General features: G+C 60.3%; 15 protein-coding genes. 6 read left to right on the plus strand and 9 right to left on the minus strand.

What is annotated here, in order from left to right:
* The first annotated feature begins 44 nt into the window (after positions 1-44).
* From ACA067_RS10550 to ACA067_RS10565, 4 genes are read left to right on the plus strand one after another with little or no spacing between them, the layout of a single operon-like run.
* Complete coding sequence (locus tag ACA067_RS10550; RefSeq protein ID WP_497461686.1) at positions 45-1004, plus strand: ABC transporter permease; 960 nt, start codon at positions 45-47, stop codon at positions 1002-1004.
* Positions 1005-1007: 3 nt separating this feature from the next.
* On the plus strand, positions 1008-1835 hold the full coding sequence (locus ACA067_RS10555) for an ABC transporter permease (protein ID WP_497461687.1): 828 nt from the start codon (positions 1008-1010) through the stop codon (positions 1833-1835).
* Between the two features lie 2 nt (positions 1836-1837).
* Positions 1838-3499 carry an ABC transporter ATP-binding protein gene (locus tag ACA067_RS10560; protein ID WP_497461688.1) on the plus strand — a complete coding sequence of 554 codons (1662 nt, stop codon included), beginning with the start codon at positions 1838-1840 and terminating at the stop codon, positions 3497-3499.
* 9 nt (positions 3500-3508) lie between these two features.
* On the plus strand, positions 3509-4228 hold the full coding sequence (locus ACA067_RS10565; RefSeq protein ID WP_497461689.1) for an NAD(P)H-dependent oxidoreductase: 720 nt from the start codon (positions 3509-3511) through the stop codon (positions 4226-4228).
* A gap of 106 nt (positions 4229-4334) precedes the next feature.
* Here the strand turns inward: ACA067_RS10565 and ACA067_RS10570 are convergent, their stop codons facing one another.
* The 3 genes from ACA067_RS10570 to ACA067_RS10580 form a co-directional block, all read right to left on the minus strand.
* Positions 4335-4601 carry a DUF1652 domain-containing protein gene (locus ACA067_RS10570; RefSeq protein ID WP_497461690.1) on the minus strand — a complete coding sequence of 89 codons (267 nt, stop codon included), beginning with the start codon at positions 4599-4601 and terminating at the stop codon, positions 4335-4337.
* A 393-nt stretch (positions 4602-4994) separates the two neighbouring features.
* On the minus strand, positions 4995-6656 hold the full coding sequence (locus tag ACA067_RS10575; RefSeq protein WP_497461691.1) for a PHA/PHB synthase family protein: 1662 nt from the start codon (positions 6654-6656) through the stop codon (positions 4995-4997).
* Between the two features lie 181 nt (positions 6657-6837).
* Positions 6838-7812, minus strand: a complete 975-nt coding sequence (locus tag ACA067_RS10580) for a ribonuclease Z (RefSeq protein WP_497461692.1) — start codon at positions 7810-7812, stop codon at positions 6838-6840.
* A 263-nt stretch (positions 7813-8075) separates the two neighbouring features.
* Between ACA067_RS10580 and ACA067_RS10585 the strand changes: the two genes are divergently transcribed.
* Complete coding sequence (locus ACA067_RS10585; protein ID WP_497461693.1) at positions 8076-8240, plus strand: KGG domain-containing protein; 165 nt, start codon at positions 8076-8078, stop codon at positions 8238-8240.
* 60 nt (positions 8241-8300) lie between these two features.
* Here the strand turns inward: ACA067_RS10585 and aldA are convergent, their stop codons facing one another.
* Genes aldA through ACA067_RS10605 form a run of 4 tightly spaced genes read right to left on the minus strand, consistent with a single transcriptional unit; the run spans position 8301 to position 13068 of the window.
* Positions 8301-9734: an aldehyde dehydrogenase gene (aldA, locus tag ACA067_RS10590; protein WP_497461694.1), complete on the minus strand. Its 1434-nt coding sequence runs from the start codon at positions 9732-9734 to the stop codon at positions 8301-8303.
* 20 nt (positions 9735-9754) lie between these two features.
* Positions 9755-10555, minus strand: coding sequence for an aldolase/citrate lyase family protein (locus tag ACA067_RS10595; RefSeq protein ID WP_497461695.1), 801 nt, complete (start codon positions 10553-10555; stop codon positions 9755-9757).
* A 14-nt stretch (positions 10556-10569) separates the two neighbouring features.
* The gene (gene rhmD, locus ACA067_RS10600) at positions 10570-11754 is read right to left on the minus strand and encodes an L-rhamnonate dehydratase (protein ID WP_150799084.1); all 1185 of its coding nucleotides are present in this window, start codon (positions 11752-11754) and stop codon (positions 10570-10572) included.
* A gap of 18 nt (positions 11755-11772) precedes the next feature.
* Positions 11773-13068 carry an MFS transporter gene (locus ACA067_RS10605; protein ID WP_497461696.1) on the minus strand — a complete coding sequence of 432 codons (1296 nt, stop codon included), beginning with the start codon at positions 13066-13068 and terminating at the stop codon, positions 11773-11775.
* 124 nt (positions 13069-13192) lie between these two features.
* Between ACA067_RS10605 and ACA067_RS10610 the strand changes: the two genes are divergently transcribed.
* Positions 13193-14134 (plus strand): LysR family transcriptional regulator, encoded by a 942-nt coding sequence (locus tag ACA067_RS10610; protein WP_497461697.1) that lies wholly within the window; start codon positions 13193-13195, stop codon positions 14132-14134.
* A 503-nt stretch (positions 14135-14637) separates the two neighbouring features.
* Here the strand turns inward: ACA067_RS10610 and ACA067_RS10615 are convergent.
* Both ACA067_RS10615 and ACA067_RS10620 read right to left on the minus strand, forming a co-directional pair.
* Positions 14638-15672: an ABC transporter substrate-binding protein gene (locus ACA067_RS10615; RefSeq protein WP_497461698.1), complete on the minus strand. Its 1035-nt coding sequence runs from the start codon at positions 15670-15672 to the stop codon at positions 14638-14640.
* A 76-nt stretch (positions 15673-15748) separates the two neighbouring features.
* Positions 15749-16522, minus strand: coding sequence for a class II aldolase/adducin family protein (locus ACA067_RS10620; RefSeq protein WP_497461699.1), 774 nt, complete (start codon positions 16520-16522; stop codon positions 15749-15751).
* Positions 16523-16679 lie beyond the last annotated feature (157 nt).

Genomic DNA, 16679 nt, shown 5'->3' on the forward strand with positions numbered 1-16679 from the left:
GCGCGCAAGTCGGCGATCCCTGTGCCATCCCGGAGGATTCTGCGGTGAATAGTATTTTCAAGCTGCTGTTGCAGCGCCTGGCCCTGGGCCTGTTGTCGCTGTTTGCGGTGTCGGTGATTATTTTTCTGGCGGTCGGCATGCTGCCGGGCGATATCGCCCAGGCCATGCTCGGACAGTCGGCGACGGCCGAAACCGTGGCGGCCTTCCGTGCCCAGCTGGGGCTGGACTTGCCGCCATTGACCCGCTTCGTGCAGTGGATCTGGCAGCTGCTGCAAGGTGACCTCGGGGTCTCGCTGGCCAACCAGCGGCCGATCGCCGAGCTGATCGGCACGCGGTTGGGCAACACGCTCAGTCTGGCGGCATTGGCGGCATTGGTGTCGGTGCCGTTGGCGCTGGTACTGGGGATGCTTGCGGCCTTGTATCGCAATAGCTGGTTCGACCGCCTGCTCAACACCTCGGCACTGAGTGCGGTGTCGTTCCCGGAATTCTTCGTCGCCTACCTGTTGATTCTGCTGTTTTCGGTGAAGCTCGGCTGGTTTCCAAGCATCTCCAATCTGGCGCCGGATGCGTCCTTCGCCGCGATGCTGGAACGCTCGGTGCTGCCGGTGGCGACCCTGAGCCTGGTGGTGATCGCGCAAATGATGCGCATGACGCGCGCATCCTTGATCAACCTGCTTGCCAGCCCCTATATCGAAATGGCCCGGCTCAAGGGTATCAGTCAGTCGCGGATTATCTTCCGGCATGCCTTGCCCAACGCGCTGGCACCGATCGTCAACGTGGTGGCATTGAACCTCGCCTACCTGGTGGTTGGCGTGGTGGTGGTCGAGGTGGTGTTCGTCTACCCGGGTCTTGGCCAGTTGCTGGTGGACTCGGTGGCCAAACGCGACATTCCGGTGGTCCAGGCCTGCAGCCTGATCTTTGCCGCGACCTACATCCTGCTCAATACCACGGCCGATGTGCTGTCCATCGCCAGCAATCCACGCCTGATGCATCCGAAGGGGTAGAACATGAGCCTGCTAAAAGAACTGGCCCGGGCACCGCTGAGTGCGAAGTTCGGGATTCTGGTCATCGTTGTGTACATCCTGGTGGCGCTGTGCGCTCCGGTACTGGCGCCCTATGGCGAAACCGAAGTGGTCGGCGAGGGCTTTGCGCCCTGGAGCGGGCAGTTCCTGCTGGGCACCGATAACCTCGGTCGCGACATGTTCAGCCGACTGGTGTATGGCGCCCGCAACACCCTGGGTATCGCCTTTCTCACCACGGTGCTGGCGTTCCTGCTCGGTGGCTTTTGCGGTTTGATCGCGGCGATCAAGGGCGGTGGGGTCGATCAAGGGTTGTCGCGAGTCGTCGACATCCTGATGGCCATTCCGCAACTGATCTTCGCCTTGCTGATTCTCAGTGTGGTCGGCACCACGGCCACCTCCCTGGTGTTGGTGATCGCGCTGCTGGATGCCACCCGGGTGTTTCGTCTGTCACGGGCGGTGGCGATGAACGTGGTGGTCCAGGACTTCGTCGAGGCGGCGCGGCTGCGGGGCGAAGGCTTGTGGTGGCTGGTGACCCGCGAAGTGTTGCCCAACGCCGCCGCGCCGCTGATTGCCGAATTCGGCCTGCGTTTCTGTTTCGTCTTTCTGTTTATCAGTGCGCTGTCATTCCTCGGCCTGGGCATTCAGCCACCGACTGCCGACTGGGGCAGTATGGTCCGGGACAACGCGGTGCTGATCACCTTCGGCGACATCAGCCCGCTGCTGCCGGCTCTGGCGGTGGCGTTGATTACGGTAAGCGTCAACTTCGTCGTCGACTGGATGCTGCACAAATCCAGCGGCCTCAAGGAGTGCTGAACATGCACCAACCCTCTTGCAACAACGACCAGCCGCTGCTGGAAATCCGTGACCTGCATATCGAAGGTCATTACGAAGACGCCTGGCATCCGCTGATCAAAGGCATCGACCTGACCCTGCAACGCGGCGAGGTGCTGGGCCTGATCGGCGAGTCGGGTGCCGGCAAGTCGACCCTGGGCCTGGCAGCCATGGGCTATGCCCGTGACGGCTGCAGGATTACGGGCGGCTCGGTGCGCTTCGACGGTATGGAACTGTTGCAGGCCAAGCCCGACACCCTGCGCAAACTGCGTGGCCTGCGCATCGCCTACGTGGCGCAAAGTGCCGCGGCATCGTTCAACCCGGCGCATCGGCTGATCGATCAACACGTGGAAACGGCGGTCAACAATGGTGGCATCAGCCGCGCTCAGGCCGAAGCCGAAGCGGTGGAGTTGTACCGCGTGTTGCGCCTGCCGAATCCCGAGCAGATCGGTCAACGTTATCCGCATCAGGTGTCGGGCGGGCAACTGCAACGGGTGATGACCGCCATGGCCATGGCCTGCCATCCGGACCTGATCATCTTCGACGAACCGACCACGGCCCTCGACGTCACCACCCAGATCGAAGTGCTGGCGGCAATTCGCGACGCGGTGGCGCAATTCGGCAGTGCGGCGATTTATATCAGCCATGACCTGGCCGTCGTCGCGCAAATGGCCGACCGCATCATGGTGCTGCGCCACGGCAAGCTGGTGGAGGAAGCCGAGACCCGCACAATGCTCCGCGACCCCCAGGAGGACTACACCAAGTCACTGTGGGCGGTGCGCAGCTTTCGCACCGAACCCAAGCCGTGCCCGCAACAGGAAGTGCCATTGCTGGAACTGCGCCAGGCCTGCGCCAGCTACGGTCATCAGCCGGTGCTGCACGATGTCTCGCTGAGCCTGTATCGCGGCCAGACGCTGGCCGTGATTGGTGAGTCCGGCAGTGGCAAGAGTTCGACGGCGCGGTTGATTACCGGCCTGCTGCCACCGACTTCCGGTCAGGTGCTGTATGGCGGCGAACCCCTGCCGGCGGACTTCCGTCAGCGCAGCAAGGAGCAGTTGCGACGGGTCCAGATGATCTACCAGATCCCGGACACCGCCTTGAATCCCCGGCAGCGGATCGTCGACATCATCGGTCGACCGCTGACGTTTTACCTCGGCCTGAAGGGCAAGGCCCTGCGCACGCGGGTCGCCGAGTTGCTGGAAATGATCGAGCTGGATCCGGCGACGTTCATGGAGCGCCAGCCCCGTGAGTTGTCCGGTGGGCAGAAGCAACGCATCTGCATTGCCCGGGCGCTGGCGGCCGATCCGCAGTTGATCATTTGCGACGAAGTGACCTCGGCACTCGATCAACTGGTGGCCGAGGGGGTTCTGAAGTTACTCAATCGAATCCAGCAGCAGCTCGGCGTCGCTTATCTGTTCATTACCCACGATGTCGCCACCGTGCGAGCGATTGCCGATGAAGTGGTGGTGATGCAGCGCGGGCGGGTGGTCGACCACGGCTCCCGCAGCGCGATCTTCACCCCGCCGCATCAGGACTACACCGGCCTGTTGTTTTCATCCGAACCGGAAATGGACCCGGACTGGCTGGATCACCTGCTCGCCCAGCGCGCTGGCCAACCAACGCCTTCCAAGCTTGAAATCGTCTAAGGAATTACCATGAAAGTACTGATTGTCCACGCCCATCCCGAACCAAACTCTTTCACCGCCGCCCTGCGCGATCAAGCGGTAGACACCTTGAAGGCCCAAGGGCATGAAGTGCAGGTCAGTGACCTGTATGCGATGAACTGGAACCCGGTGGCCAGCGCCGAGGACTTCTCCTCACGGGAGAATCCGGACTATCTGGTCTATGCCCTGGAGCAGCGTCTGGGCGTTAAAAGCCAGTCGCTGGCGGCGGATATCCAGCAAGAACTGGACAAGCTGCTGTGGGCCGACCTGCTGATCCTCAACTTTCCGATTTTCTGGTTCTCGACGCCGGCGATACTCAAGGGCTGGATCGACCGGGTACTGGTATCGGGCGTCTGCTACGGCGGCAAGCGCTTCTACGACCAGGGCGGGCTCAGCGGCAAGAAGGCGCTGGTGACGGTGACCCTGGGCGGACGTGAGCACATGTTTGGCGAGGGCGCGATTCACGGCCCGCTGGAAGACATGCTACGGCCGATCCTGCGCGGCACCCTGGCGTATGTCGGATTCGAGGTGCTGGAGCCGTTCGTGGCCTGGCATGTACCGTACATCAGCGACGACGCGCGCAAGGACTTCCTGCGTGGCTATCAGCAACGCCTGGAACACATCGCCGACGACCAACCCATCGAGTTTCCGCGCTTGTCGCAGTTCGATGATGCGCTTTATCCGTTGCCCGGCCAGCGGGTGGCCGGCTGAGTCGCTCAGTCGTAAAAGCGCTCCAGGTCGGGCGCATCATTTAAGGGGAGGGCGATGACAACGCGCAATCTGGCGTGTCGGGGTAAGGTGGGGGGGCCGCAGCCTCTTACCCTGGCATTGTCCAGGATTGCAGCGTGTAGCCTTCCTGGTTCAACTCGGCGCGCACCTCTTCCAGCAGGCTTTCCAGCTGCGCCGGGTCGGAATAGGCACTGCTTGGAATCTGTTTGCGACAAATACGCGTGCTGGCCCGGTCGATGACGGTCAGGCTCAGTTCGCCATTACCGTCTTGCGGAGCCCAGGCGATGCATTGAAAAGGTTCGAATGCGTGGCCGGCAATCAAAAGTGCTTCGTTGATGCGGAGCGGGGTGCTCATGGGTCTCGTCTCTCCTTGTACCCAAACAAATGATATGCCGTCGGTTGGGCGCTGATTTCTACTTATTTTTTTGTGCTGCAGGAAAGCAGATTGTTCGGTATCGACGGGCCGTGCGGAAGTGTTTGAAGGTGACGTTTTCCTGTCCATCGGTGCCACGTCTTGCTCGTCGAACTCTGGAATCAGAAAAAACGGTTCATCCGCCCAGCGATACCGGCAGGCACAGCGGTGGCATCTCGCTCCGTGCTCGATTGCCATGCCGACTGTCGGGTCGCGGCAGGAATGACATGACCTGCCAGTCCTGCCGCGATCAGAGTTTATTGTTGAACCTGCGGCGTATTTTTCAGCGGCGACTTAAACCTGAAACAGCGTCGTTTTTGCATCACCCGCGCTTTCTCACTCATGGATGTAGCGGCCAGGAGCGGGTTCCAGTTCACCATGGCGTTTGCGCCCAGCCATTGTCGGTGCCGAGCGTTCTGCTCCAGCGCGTTCGGTCACCCAGTCAGCCCAATGTGTCCACCAGGTGCCGGAGTGCTCACTGGCCTGCGCCAACCAGTCGTCTGCGTCCAGGGTCGGAGCCGGGCCGGTCAAGTGGCGCGCCTTGGGGTTGCTCGGTGGATTGACCAGGCTGGCGATATGCCCCGCGTTGCTGAGCACGAAACTGCGCTCGCCACCAAATAGCTGGGCCGACTGGTAACAGCCTTTCCAGGGCGTCACATGGTCCCCCTCTGCCGCCATGAAATAGCTGTCGCAGTCGATAGCGCCTGCCTCGAAGGGTGAGCCGAGCACCGTCAACGGTCCGTCGACCAGGGCGTTGTCGCTGAAAACATCGAGAAACTGACTGTGCAGCGCCGCTGGCATGCGAGTGCCATCGGCATTCCAGGCCATCACATCGATCGCCGGTGGCGACTCGCCCATCAGGTAATTGTTGTGCCAGTAATTCCACACCAGGTCGTTAGGACGCAACCAGGCAAAAGCCGCGGCCATATCGCGCGAACTCATCACGCCGGACTTGGCGGATCGCTGACGAACCAACTTCAGCAAGGGGGCTGGCGAATACGCGGCGAGGGACATTGGATACTCGAAGTCCAATAACATCACACCAAAGGACGCGGCGTTCACCGGGCACTTACCCTGGGCCACACTGTGGTTCAGGGCCGCGCTGAGAATGAGGCCACCGGCACAGAAACCATGGGCATTCACTTCGGCGCCATCGGCAATCTCGCGCACCACCTCCAGCGCTTCAAGCACGGCGGCGGCGTAGGTGTCGAGATTCCATGCGGCGTGTTCGGGATTCGGGTTGCGCCAACTGATCGTGAAGAAGTGCAAGCCGCGACTGACCGCGTATTCGATAAAGCTGCGTCCCGGCGCCATGTCGAGGAAGTAGTACTTGCCGATCATCGGCGGCACCAGCAGCACCGGGCGCTCACGCACCGTGGCGGTAACCGGGTGATACTCGATCAGCTCGAACACCTCACAGCGATACACCACCGAGCCGGGGGTGACCGCCAGGTTCTCGCCGACTTTAAAGCCGCTGGCGTCCACCTGAGTGGGCATGCCGCGATTATGCAGCACGTCGTGGAGCCAGTTTTTGCTCCCTCGCAGCAGACTGGTTCCGCCCGAATCGAAGGCTTTTTGCAACGCCGCCGGATTACCCAGCAGGGTATTGGTCGGTGCGGCGGCACTGGTCCATAGATCAAGGGCAAAGCGCAATTGCTCCCTGGTACGCCAATCCGGTGTGTCGAGTCGATCGGCCAGGCCATTGACACTGCGTGACCACGCCAGATAGGCCTGACCCAGGCGGCGGTAACCGGGGTGTTCGCGCCAGGCCGGGTGGTTGAAACGCCGATCGGACTTCTCCGGTTCAATCTGTGAAGTGCCAACGCCGATGGAAGCCAGTTGGGTGGTCAGTTCAGCACTGGCCGAGACGACCCGGGCGCTGTTTTTTGCCAGGCGCGCCAATCGTGCAAACAGCGATTCCTTCCTGGTGGCCTTGGCCTGAGTTGTTTTACGCGGCGGGACGACAATGAGCTGATTGTTGGTTCTTTTTTTGCTCACGGCATGGGTTCCTGTTGGGGACGAACTGGGTATTGAAAGCTTAGGAGAACCCTGTCGTTTGTGCATGGTCCGCTTGGACGCCAAGCGCACAACCGCAAACTGCCCATCAACTCCGCCAGGGCCTGGCGTGTACCGGCCATGTTCTGCAGCCGGATTTCTGCTGATTCTCAAAAAGTGAGCACTATTGCGACAAGCGTTCCATGACGACTTGAAGACGACCCTCCCGATCGAGATGGTAGCGTTGCAGATCCTGCGCCAGGATCAACTGGCCGGTGAAACAGGCCGATGCTTCCTCGCGGATATCGCCAATGAACGGGCTGTGTTCGGGATTGGATTGATAGCGTGCACTGAAGTGGGTAAGCACCAGATTTGGAATACGTGCCGACTCGGCGAAACGCGCCACGGCGGCGGCACTGCTGTGTCCGTAACTCTCGCGAGTGCGATCGATCAATGACTTGCAGAAGGTTGCCTCGTGCACGAGCACATCCACACCTGGAACCACCTTGGCCAGCAGTTCGGGGGTGTCGTTGTCGCCACAGATGATGATGCGTTGACCGGGTCGCGCCGGGCGTAAATAGTGCTCCGCACGCAATAGACGTCCGGCGTGCTCAATCTCACGTCCATGCGCCAACTCACCCCAAAGCGGGCCGCGAGGAACGCCCTCGGCCTCCAGGCGTTGCACATCCAGTCGCGGCTCAGGATTTGATTCGGCAAATATATAGCCATGACAGGGAACACGATGAGACAGGGCAACGGTGTCGACCTGAACATGGCCATTGCGCCAGCCATTCAAGGTTTCGGTCGCATGCAAACGTAACTCAAAGGGCAGGCAGGTCCTGCTGACGCTCAGGCTGAGGCGTACCCAGTCATGTAGCGCCACCGGCAAAACGATATCGAGCGGTTCCAGGCGCCCCGACATGCCGGCAGTGGCCAGCAGGCCGGGTAAGCCGAAGCAATGATCACCGTGGACATGCGTTATGAAGCACCCGCGAAGGTTATTCAACGACAACGGTGTGCGTAGCAGTTGATGCTGGGTGGCTTCACCGCAATCCACCAGATACCAGCCCTTGCCTGAAGACTCGATGAGAGCGGTGCCACTCACATTTCGATTTCGGGTAGGGACTCCTGATGAAGTACCAAGAAATATGAGATCCATGGCCGATCCTTCATTCAGGTAATTGATCTGACAAGCAGCCAGCTTGCGAAGCGCTGAATAAAAATCATGATTTCTTCCCCCCGCATGCCTTTCGACACCATTGAGTTGAGTTTGGCGTTACGTAAGTTTCGGGCCGGGTGACCTTCACTTGGTATCTTCGCGCCTGCAGGCGGCGGGCCAGCTCCGTTGGTCGTGTCAACGGGACGAAGGTTCAGGGTGTCGATCCAATGAAGGTGACTATTTTTTTGTCCAGGAGATTGGCCATGACCAAACGACAAGAAACGCATCACGGCTTTTCCGACGACCCTCAAAAAGTCAAAGAGGCGGGGCGCAAAGGCGAACCAAAGGCCAATGTGGCCACCGATAAGGCAGAGAAAGCTCGCATCGGTGGGCAGCACAGTCATGGAGGCACACGCGGAGAACGATGATATCCACACTCGACCTGCTGACATGCTTCAGTCAGCAGGTCGGTGACCTCAAAGCGTGGCTCAGCCTTGCAGATACACCGCATGGGTATGGGTGTATTCGTACAGCCCGTGCTTGCCATCCGCACCGCCGATGCCTGACTTGCGCACACCGGCGTGGAACCCCTGCATGGCTTCAAAGTTCTCGCGATTGACGTAGGTTTCGCCAAAATCCAGCTCGCGCATCGCTTGCAGGGTTTTGCTCAGGTCGCGGGTGTAGATCGACGATGTCAGGCCATAGTCGCAGTCGTTGGCCAGGGCGATGGCTTCGTCGAGGTCATCGATGATCTGGATCGGCAGCACCGGGCCGAAAATTTCTTCGCGCATGATCTCCATGTCGGCGCGGCAACCGGCCAGCACCGTGGGCTGGAAGTGAAAGCCGTTGGGCAGGTCGGCAATCTGCCCGCCACTGATCAGACTCGCGCCCTGGTTCAACGCGGTGCGGACTTTACGGTTGACGCTGTCCAGACCCTGACGGTTGATCAGCGGCCCCATCTCGATGTCCGGTTGGGCGATCGGATCGCCGTAGCGGGTAGCACTCATCGCTGCTGCAATGCGCTCGATAAACTGGTCGGCGACCTTACGCTCGACGTACACCCGCTCGGCGCAATTGCACACTTGACCACTGTTGATGATCCGCGAATCGCGGATGGCTTTCACCGCCAGCTCCAGGTCCGCATCCGCCAGCACAATGGCGGGTGCCTTGCCGCCCAGTTCCAGATTGAGCTTGGTGATGTTCGGCGCAGCGGCGGCCATGATCCGCGATCCGGTGTCGACACTGCCGGTGAAGCTGATCATGTCCACGCCCTTGTGTGCGCTCAGTGCCGCACCGACTCGGCCATCGCCGCAGACTACGTTGAACACGCCGGCCGGCAGGTCGGTTTCGGCTACCAGTCGGGCGAATTCGAAGCAGTTGTTTGGCGTTTCTTCGCTGGGCTTGATCACGATGGTATTGCCGGTCAGCAGCGCCGGGGCCATCTTGCGGGCGATCAGGAAGAACGGGAAGTTCCACGGCAGAATCCCGGCGACCACGCCCAGCGGTTTGCGCAACAGAAAGATGTTTTCGTTCTGGCGGTCGCTGGTGATGATTTCGCCTTCTATGCGCCGGGCCCATTCGGCCATGTAGTCCAGGTAGTCGGCGGTGAAATTGACTTCGACTTCGGCCAGGCCGCTGACCTTGCCTTGTTCCAGGGTGATGGTGCGCGCCAGATGGGCGACGTTTTCCCGCAGCTTGGCGGCGATCCGCCGTAGATGCCCGGCGCGTTCAATCGCCGGTTTGCGCGACCAGTCTTTTTGCGCGCCCCGAGCGGCGGCGAGGGCATGGTCGACGTCTTCGGCAGTCGATGCCGGGACCTTTGACAGCACGGCGCCGGTGGCCGGGTTGATCACGTCGAGATGGGCGGCGCTGGCCACGAATTGGCCGTTGATGAAGTTTTCGTAAACAGGCACGGACGACATTGGGACGACTCCTGGGCTGATCAGTAGGTGCGCGATGGCGCTTGCTCGGTGGCCGGTGTGCGGTAGCGAGCGAGGGTGGCCGTGGCGCCTTGGCGCAGCAGGCTGATGTCGATGGCCACCGCAATGAACTGGCAGCCCCAGCTCTGATAGCGGCGTGCGTCTTCTTCGTTGGGCGCGAGAATTCCGCAGGCCTTGCCGGCGGCGAGGGTCGCTTTCACCGCGTGTTGAATACGCTCTTGAACCTCGGGATGACCTGGATTGCCGGCATGGCCAAGACCGATGGACAAATCCGCTGGCCCGATAAATACCGCGTCGACGCCTTCGACGGCGGCAATCGCTTCGACGTTTTCAACACCTAATCGCGATTCCACCTGAACGATCAGGCACAACTGCTCATGGGCGGTGTTGAGGTAATCGGGCACCGCGTCCCAACGCGTGGCGCGGGTCAGGCCGCCGCCGACGCCGCGAATACCGTGCGGCGGGTAGCGCATGGCGCGCACCAGTGCTGCGGCTTGTTCGGCGGTTTCGACCATCGGGATCATCAGCGTCTGCGCGCCGATGTCCAGCAGTTGCTTGATCAGGTTGGCGTCGCCTGTCACCGCACGCACCACCGGCGCGGTGGAGTAGGGCGCCACCGCCTGCAATTGGGCAAGCACGCCGGGCACGGTGTTCGGCGCATGTTCGCCGTCGATCAGCATCCAGTCGTAACCGGTGGTGGCGACGATCTCCGCGGCGTAGCCGGTGGCGAATCCGGCCCAGATTCCATACTGGGTTGCGCTGTTGTTCAGCGCGGCTTTGAAAGCGTTGTGCGGCATGTTCATGACGGGGTCCTTTCTCAGCGGTTATACGGCCGATGCAGTTGGCATTCCGGGTTGAGGGTCACGCCGAAGCCTGGCTGGTCGAGTGCGGACAGGCGCATGCGGCCGTTCACCGGCACCGGTTCGCCGAGCAGTTGCGGGTGGAACATCGGCACCACTTCATCGGCTTTGGGCGCCATCATCAGGAACTCGGCGAACGGGCTGTTATGCCGGGTGGCGACAAAGTGATAGCTGTAGACCGAAGAACCGTGGGGAATGACCAGCGCGTTATGGGCGTCGGCCAGCGCCGAAATCTTCACCAGTTCGGTGATCCCGCCGCACCAGCCGACGTCCGGCTGGATGATGTCGCAGCAGCCCATCTCCAGCAGCATGCGGAAACCCCAACGGGTCGCTTCGTGTTCGCCGGTGGTGACCAACATGCCTTTGGGCACGTTGTTGCGCAGCGCCGCGTAGCCCCAGTAATCGTCAGGCGGCAGTGCCTCTTCGATCCACTTCAACCCATATTCGTGAGCACCGACCGCCAGCTTGGTGGCGTAGTTGAGGTCCAGGCTCATCCAGCAATCGAGCATCAGCCAGAAGTCCGGGCCGACCCGCTCGCGCATGGTCGCCAGTTCTTCGAGGTTCTTGCGCAGGCCTTCTTCACCTTCGGCCGGGCCATGGTGCAACGGCATCTTGCCGCCGATGAAACCCATTTTCTGCGCCAGGTCCGGACGGGCGCCGGTGGCATAGAACTGCAATTCGTCGCGCACCGCACCGCCGAGCAGTTGATGCACAGGCTCCTGGCGGATTTTGCCGAGCAAGTCCCAGAGGGCCAGGTCGACGCCGGAGATCGTGTTGATGACGATGCCTTTGCGGCCGTAGTACAGGGTCGATTGGTACATCTGATCCCAGATGCGCTCGATGTCGGTGACTTTGGCGCCTTCCAGGAAACGCGCCAGGTGTTTCTCGACGATGTAGGCAGCAGGCTCGCCACCGGTGGTCACGGCAAAACCGACGGTGCCGTCGCTGGCTTCGATTTCCACGACCAGCGTACCGAGCACGTTGATGCCGAAGGTGCGGCGGCTCTGGCGGTACTCGGGGTATTTGCTCATCGGCGTGGCAATGTGATCGTCGATCCAGTGGCCGTCGGCCTGATCGTGATAATCCGCGCCGCCGCCGCGCAGAGTGAAAGCGCGGACGTGTTTAATGGTTGGAATGCCCATGGTGTGACTCCTCAGGTTTTAAACGGTGGCCGGTTTTTTTGAAGCGGTCTGAACGGGCGAGCGGATGCCCAGGACCAGCAACGCGGCGATGACAGTGGTAGCGGCGAGCAGGTACAAACCGGCGGCCGGTGAATGGAAGGCGCCTTCGGCCCAGTTCTTCAGCACCGGGGCAATGAAGCCGCCGAGGGCACCGAACGAATTGATCAGGGCGATTCCGGCCGCCGCGGCGCTGCCGGCGAGGTAGCTGGAGGGGAAGGTCCAGAACACCGGTTGCACGGCGATGAAGCCGGAGGCGGCGAAGCACAGGGCGACGATGCCCAGGAACGGACTGCTGAAGGTCACTGAGCAGGCGATCCCGGCCGCCGACATCAGCAAGGTCAGGCACGCAGTGCGGCGTCGTTCGCCGGTGCGGTCGCTGTAGCCGGGGATCAGGTAGGCGGCGACGATCGCGCAGATCCATGGAATGGCCGTGACCAGTCCGACCATCAGCCCGACCTTGGTGCCGAGCAAGCCGCCGACCTGAGTGGGCAGGTAAAACACCACGCCGTAGACGCTGGCCTGGATCAGCAGGTAGATCAGGCACAGGTACAGCACCGAAGGCTGACACAGAACATTGAGCAAGCTGCGGCCATGGTTCTGTTTGTGGCTATCTTCGCGATCCAGCAGGTCTTGCACTTGTTGGCGTTCTTCAGCTGTTAGCCACTTGGCATCGGCCGGACGATTGTCCAGGTACCAATAGGCCCAGACACCCACCGCCGTGGCCATCAAGCCTTCGACCGCGAACAGCCACTGCCAGCCGTGGACACCGGCAAATCCGTCCAGCTCCAGCAACAGGCCGGACAGCGGGCTGCCGAAGATGAACGCCAGCGGGGCGCCGAAGTAAAAGAAACCCATGGCTTTGCCGCGTACCGCGTTGGGGAACCAGTAGGTGAGGTAAAGAATCACGCCGGGGAAGAAGCCGGCTTCGGCCACGCCGAGCAGAAAGCGCAGGACGTAGAAGCTGGTTTCGGTGTGGGCGAAGACCATGGCGGCGGAGACCAGGCCCCAGGTGACCATGATGCGGCACATCCACAGACGGGCGCCGACGCGATGCAGGATCAGGTTGCTCGGCACTTCGAGCAGCGCGTAGCCGACGAAGAACACTCCGGCGCCGAAGGCGAAGGCGGCGTCACTGATGCCGGTGTCGGCTTGAAAGGCTTGCTTGGCGAACCCGACGTTGGCGCGGTCGAGGAAGGCCATGATGTACATCAGCAGGAGAAACGGCAGGAGCCGCCAGGAAATTTTGGCGAGCAGAGGCGCGGGTAGAGTCTTCATCGCAGTTTTCCTTTGGTAGGCATTTGTTCTTATGGGAAAGACTGTACGACCGCAGATCAATGCGTTACAAATCGAATTTAGCTAACAACTGATACCCTGAAGGTATCGATAAAAAAGGCCTGACATGACCACGCCGACCATCTCCCGCAGCCTGCTCAACCGCTTGCGCTACAAGCATTTGCACATGCTGGTGGCGCTAAGCAGCAGTCAGAACCTGCACCGCGCTTCACAAAGCCTGAGCATGTCGCAACCGGCGGCAACCCGCATGCTGCATGAGATTGAAGACATGTTCGGCTGCGATCTGTTCGAGCGCCTGCCGCGCGGGATGCGGCCAACAGCGCTGGGCAGTGAGTTGATCCGTTTCGCCGAGTCAGCCATCAGCGGCCTCGATCGTTGCGCCGAAGACCTGATCGCGAGGCAGCAGGGCGGTTTCGGTTACCTTTCCATCGGCACCATCATGGGCGCCGCGCCGGACCTGGTGATGGATTCGATTGCCGAAATCAAGGCGCTCAATCCGCAGTTGCGAATTCGCATCATGGGCGACACCAGCGATCAGGTGATCCAGTTGCTGGAGCAGGGCCGCATCGATCTGGCCATCGCCCGGCGCAATGCCGCCACCGACAGCGAACATTACGAATTCGAACAACTGGGCAACGAACGTCTGCTGGTAGTGGTACACGCCGGTCATCCCCTGGCCCGGCGCAACACACTGGAACTGTCGGAACTGGTCAGCGGCTGGCCTTGGATCCTGCAACCGGAAACCAGCCCTGCGCGAATCGGCCTGGATCAGGCCTTGCAGCGCCTGGCCTTGCCGTTGCCGGCGGACATCATCGAATGCAGCTCGGTGTACTCGATGCAGCAATTGATTCAACTGACCGACGCGATCATGGTGCTCTCGGAAACCGCATTGCGCGACTACCTGAAAATGGGCCTGGTGGTGGCGCTCCCGGTAGAGCTGGACGTGCAACTGGCGCCGTTCGGATTGCTGCTGCGCAAGGGCGAACACATCAGTCGGGAGCTGGGTTTGTTCATCGATTTGCTGCGCCGAAAAGCGCAGGTTTTTTGACCGGAAACAAAACAGCACCCGCCACCGAGTGGGTATTTATTGCTTGAAAAAAATGAGCGAACACATCAATCAGCGTCGAAGGCGGACCTTCTCCCAGCTGCGGTCAACGTAAAACGATCCCGTATCGCCCCGAATGGAATAGAGCGTCGCTCTGTAGAAGGCCGTTCGGCGAGAGCAGTGCAGCCCGCGCAGTTTTTCGTAGGCCCATTTCCAACCGTGCTTAGGTACGCTGCTCATAGTGATCCCTCCACCGATGTCATCCGTTCCTTGATCGTAGCTGGTAGCTAATTAGTGGCCAACCATTGTTTTCAGGCGTCAAAAAACCGTTCTGGAGAAGGCCGGGTTTCTCTTTTAGCTGAAAAAACGAATGCTGATTACGGGTGGAAATCGCTGCTGAAGAGGGTCCTATGAGGCCCGTGATGCGGGTAATGCTGCTGTAGGAGCAAGCTCCTACAGTATTCGATGTTCACAAAAGACCAGCAGAGCTGGCCTCCGTGGGTGAGTCAGTTGGTTTTGGCGACCCAGGCATTGAAGCGCTGTTCAAGCTCCTCACCATGATCGACCCAGAACTCACTGTTCATAGGCATTGCCTGCGACAGGTTGGCGGGGGCGGTGTTCAGGCGGGTTGCCAGGGCCGGTTCAAGCAGTGATGCGGTGTGCAGGTTGGTCGAACCATAACCGAGCTTTTCGGTGTGGATCTTCTGGTTTTCCGGGCGCAAGGAAAACCCGATGAACTGTTCTGCGACGGCCTTGTTCTTGCTGCCTTTGGGGATAGCCCAGGAGTCGATGGCATAAATGCTGCCCTGCCAGACGATTTGTACCGGGGCTTTCGATTCCTGGGCCGAGAACACTCGACCATTAAATGCGGTGCTCATGACCACATCACCGCTGGCGAGGAACTGCATGGGCTGCGCACCCGCTTCCCACCATTGAAGGCTGGGTTTGATCTGATCCAGTTTATTGAATGCGCGATCCACACCTTCTTTAGTGCCGAGTACTTTGTAGACGTCGGCATAGTCCACGCCATCGGCCATCAAGGCAATTTCCAGGGAATACTTGGCGCCCTTGCGCAGGCTGCGTTTGCCGGGAAACTTCTGTGTATCCCAGAAATCCTTCCAGCCCGTCGGTGCAACGCTGAGTTTTTCGCTGTTGTAAGCCATTGCCATCGACCAGACCAGCAAGCCAGCACCGCATTCCGAGAATGTGCCTGGCACGAAGTCTTCCTTCTTGCCCAGCTGCGCAGCATCCAGAGGCTCAAACATCCCTTCCTCGCAGCCGCGAATCAGTTCCGGCGCCTCGACCTGGACCACGTCCCAATTGACGCTGTTGGTGTCGACCATGACCTTGATCCGACCCATTTCACCGTTGTACTCGCCGGCTATCAGTTTGTTGCCGATGGTTTTTTCAAACGGTTTGTAGAATGCCTCCGACTGCACATCCTTGCTCACGCCGCCGAACGAAATCACCGTTATTTCGTTGGCCATGGCACTCGACGCCATGGCGGCGAGCAACAAGGTTCCAATGGCTTTGCTTTTCATGTCTACCCCTATGATTGTTGGTTTTGGCAGATGTGGACGGATGGATAATCTTTTCGCTGTGATCGGCTGTCGCCCATTAGCTCCGGTAATCCATGGGATCACCGGCGATGAGACGCAGCGCCGAGGTCCAGGCAAGTCGATGCAGTTGTTGGTCGATCTCGTCGTCGGACTGTAGTGCGGTCAATTCGCATACGGCCTCTGACGGGAAGCGCAATGCTTGTCCGCCAGCCAATGCCTGCACCTGAGCCTGGCAAGCGCGCTCGAGGAAATAGATCTGATTGAAGGCTTCGGCGATGCAGCGGCCGGCAGCAAGCAGCCCGTGGTTGCGCAAGATCATCGCCATGTGCGGTCCCAGGTCGGCCACCAGCCGGGCGCGCTCATCGGGGTTCAAGGAAATACCTTCATAATCGTGGTATCCCAGGCGCCGGTAGAACTTCAGGGCATGCTGGCTGATCGGTAACAACCCTTGCTCTTGCGCGGATACGGCGATACCCGCCGAGGTATGGGTGTGCACCACACAATCGATATCCGGGCGCGCCGCATGGATCGCCGAATGAATATTGAAGCCGGCACGATTGACACTGTCAGGGCCGCGCCAAGGGTCGATGACATTGCCCTCATGGTCGATCTTGATCAGGTCCGAGGCGCGCATTTCGTGGAACAGCACCCCATAGCAGTTGATCAGGAAGTGCCCGTCCTCGCCAGGGACCCTGGCGGAAATGTGCGTGTCGATCAGATCGGTCATCCGAAAGTGCGCGAGCAATCGATAGAGTGCCGCCAGGTCACACCGGGTGTTCCACTCTTCTGTGCAGATCTGGCTGCGGTCGATTTGCTGGGGTGTATCGTGCATGGCGGATCCTGGTTCGTGGTATGTTTTGTCGATAAATCGATCGGCTATGACCCGATCGTGCCGCAGCAGCCTGCTGGCGACCAGACACAGAACCTGCCATTGAACGGCATCACTGTTATGGTCTTTTTACCAGTACACCTACCTGCTCGTACTTTGC

The organism is Pseudomonas sp. LBUM1674, from assembly GCF_059695635.1.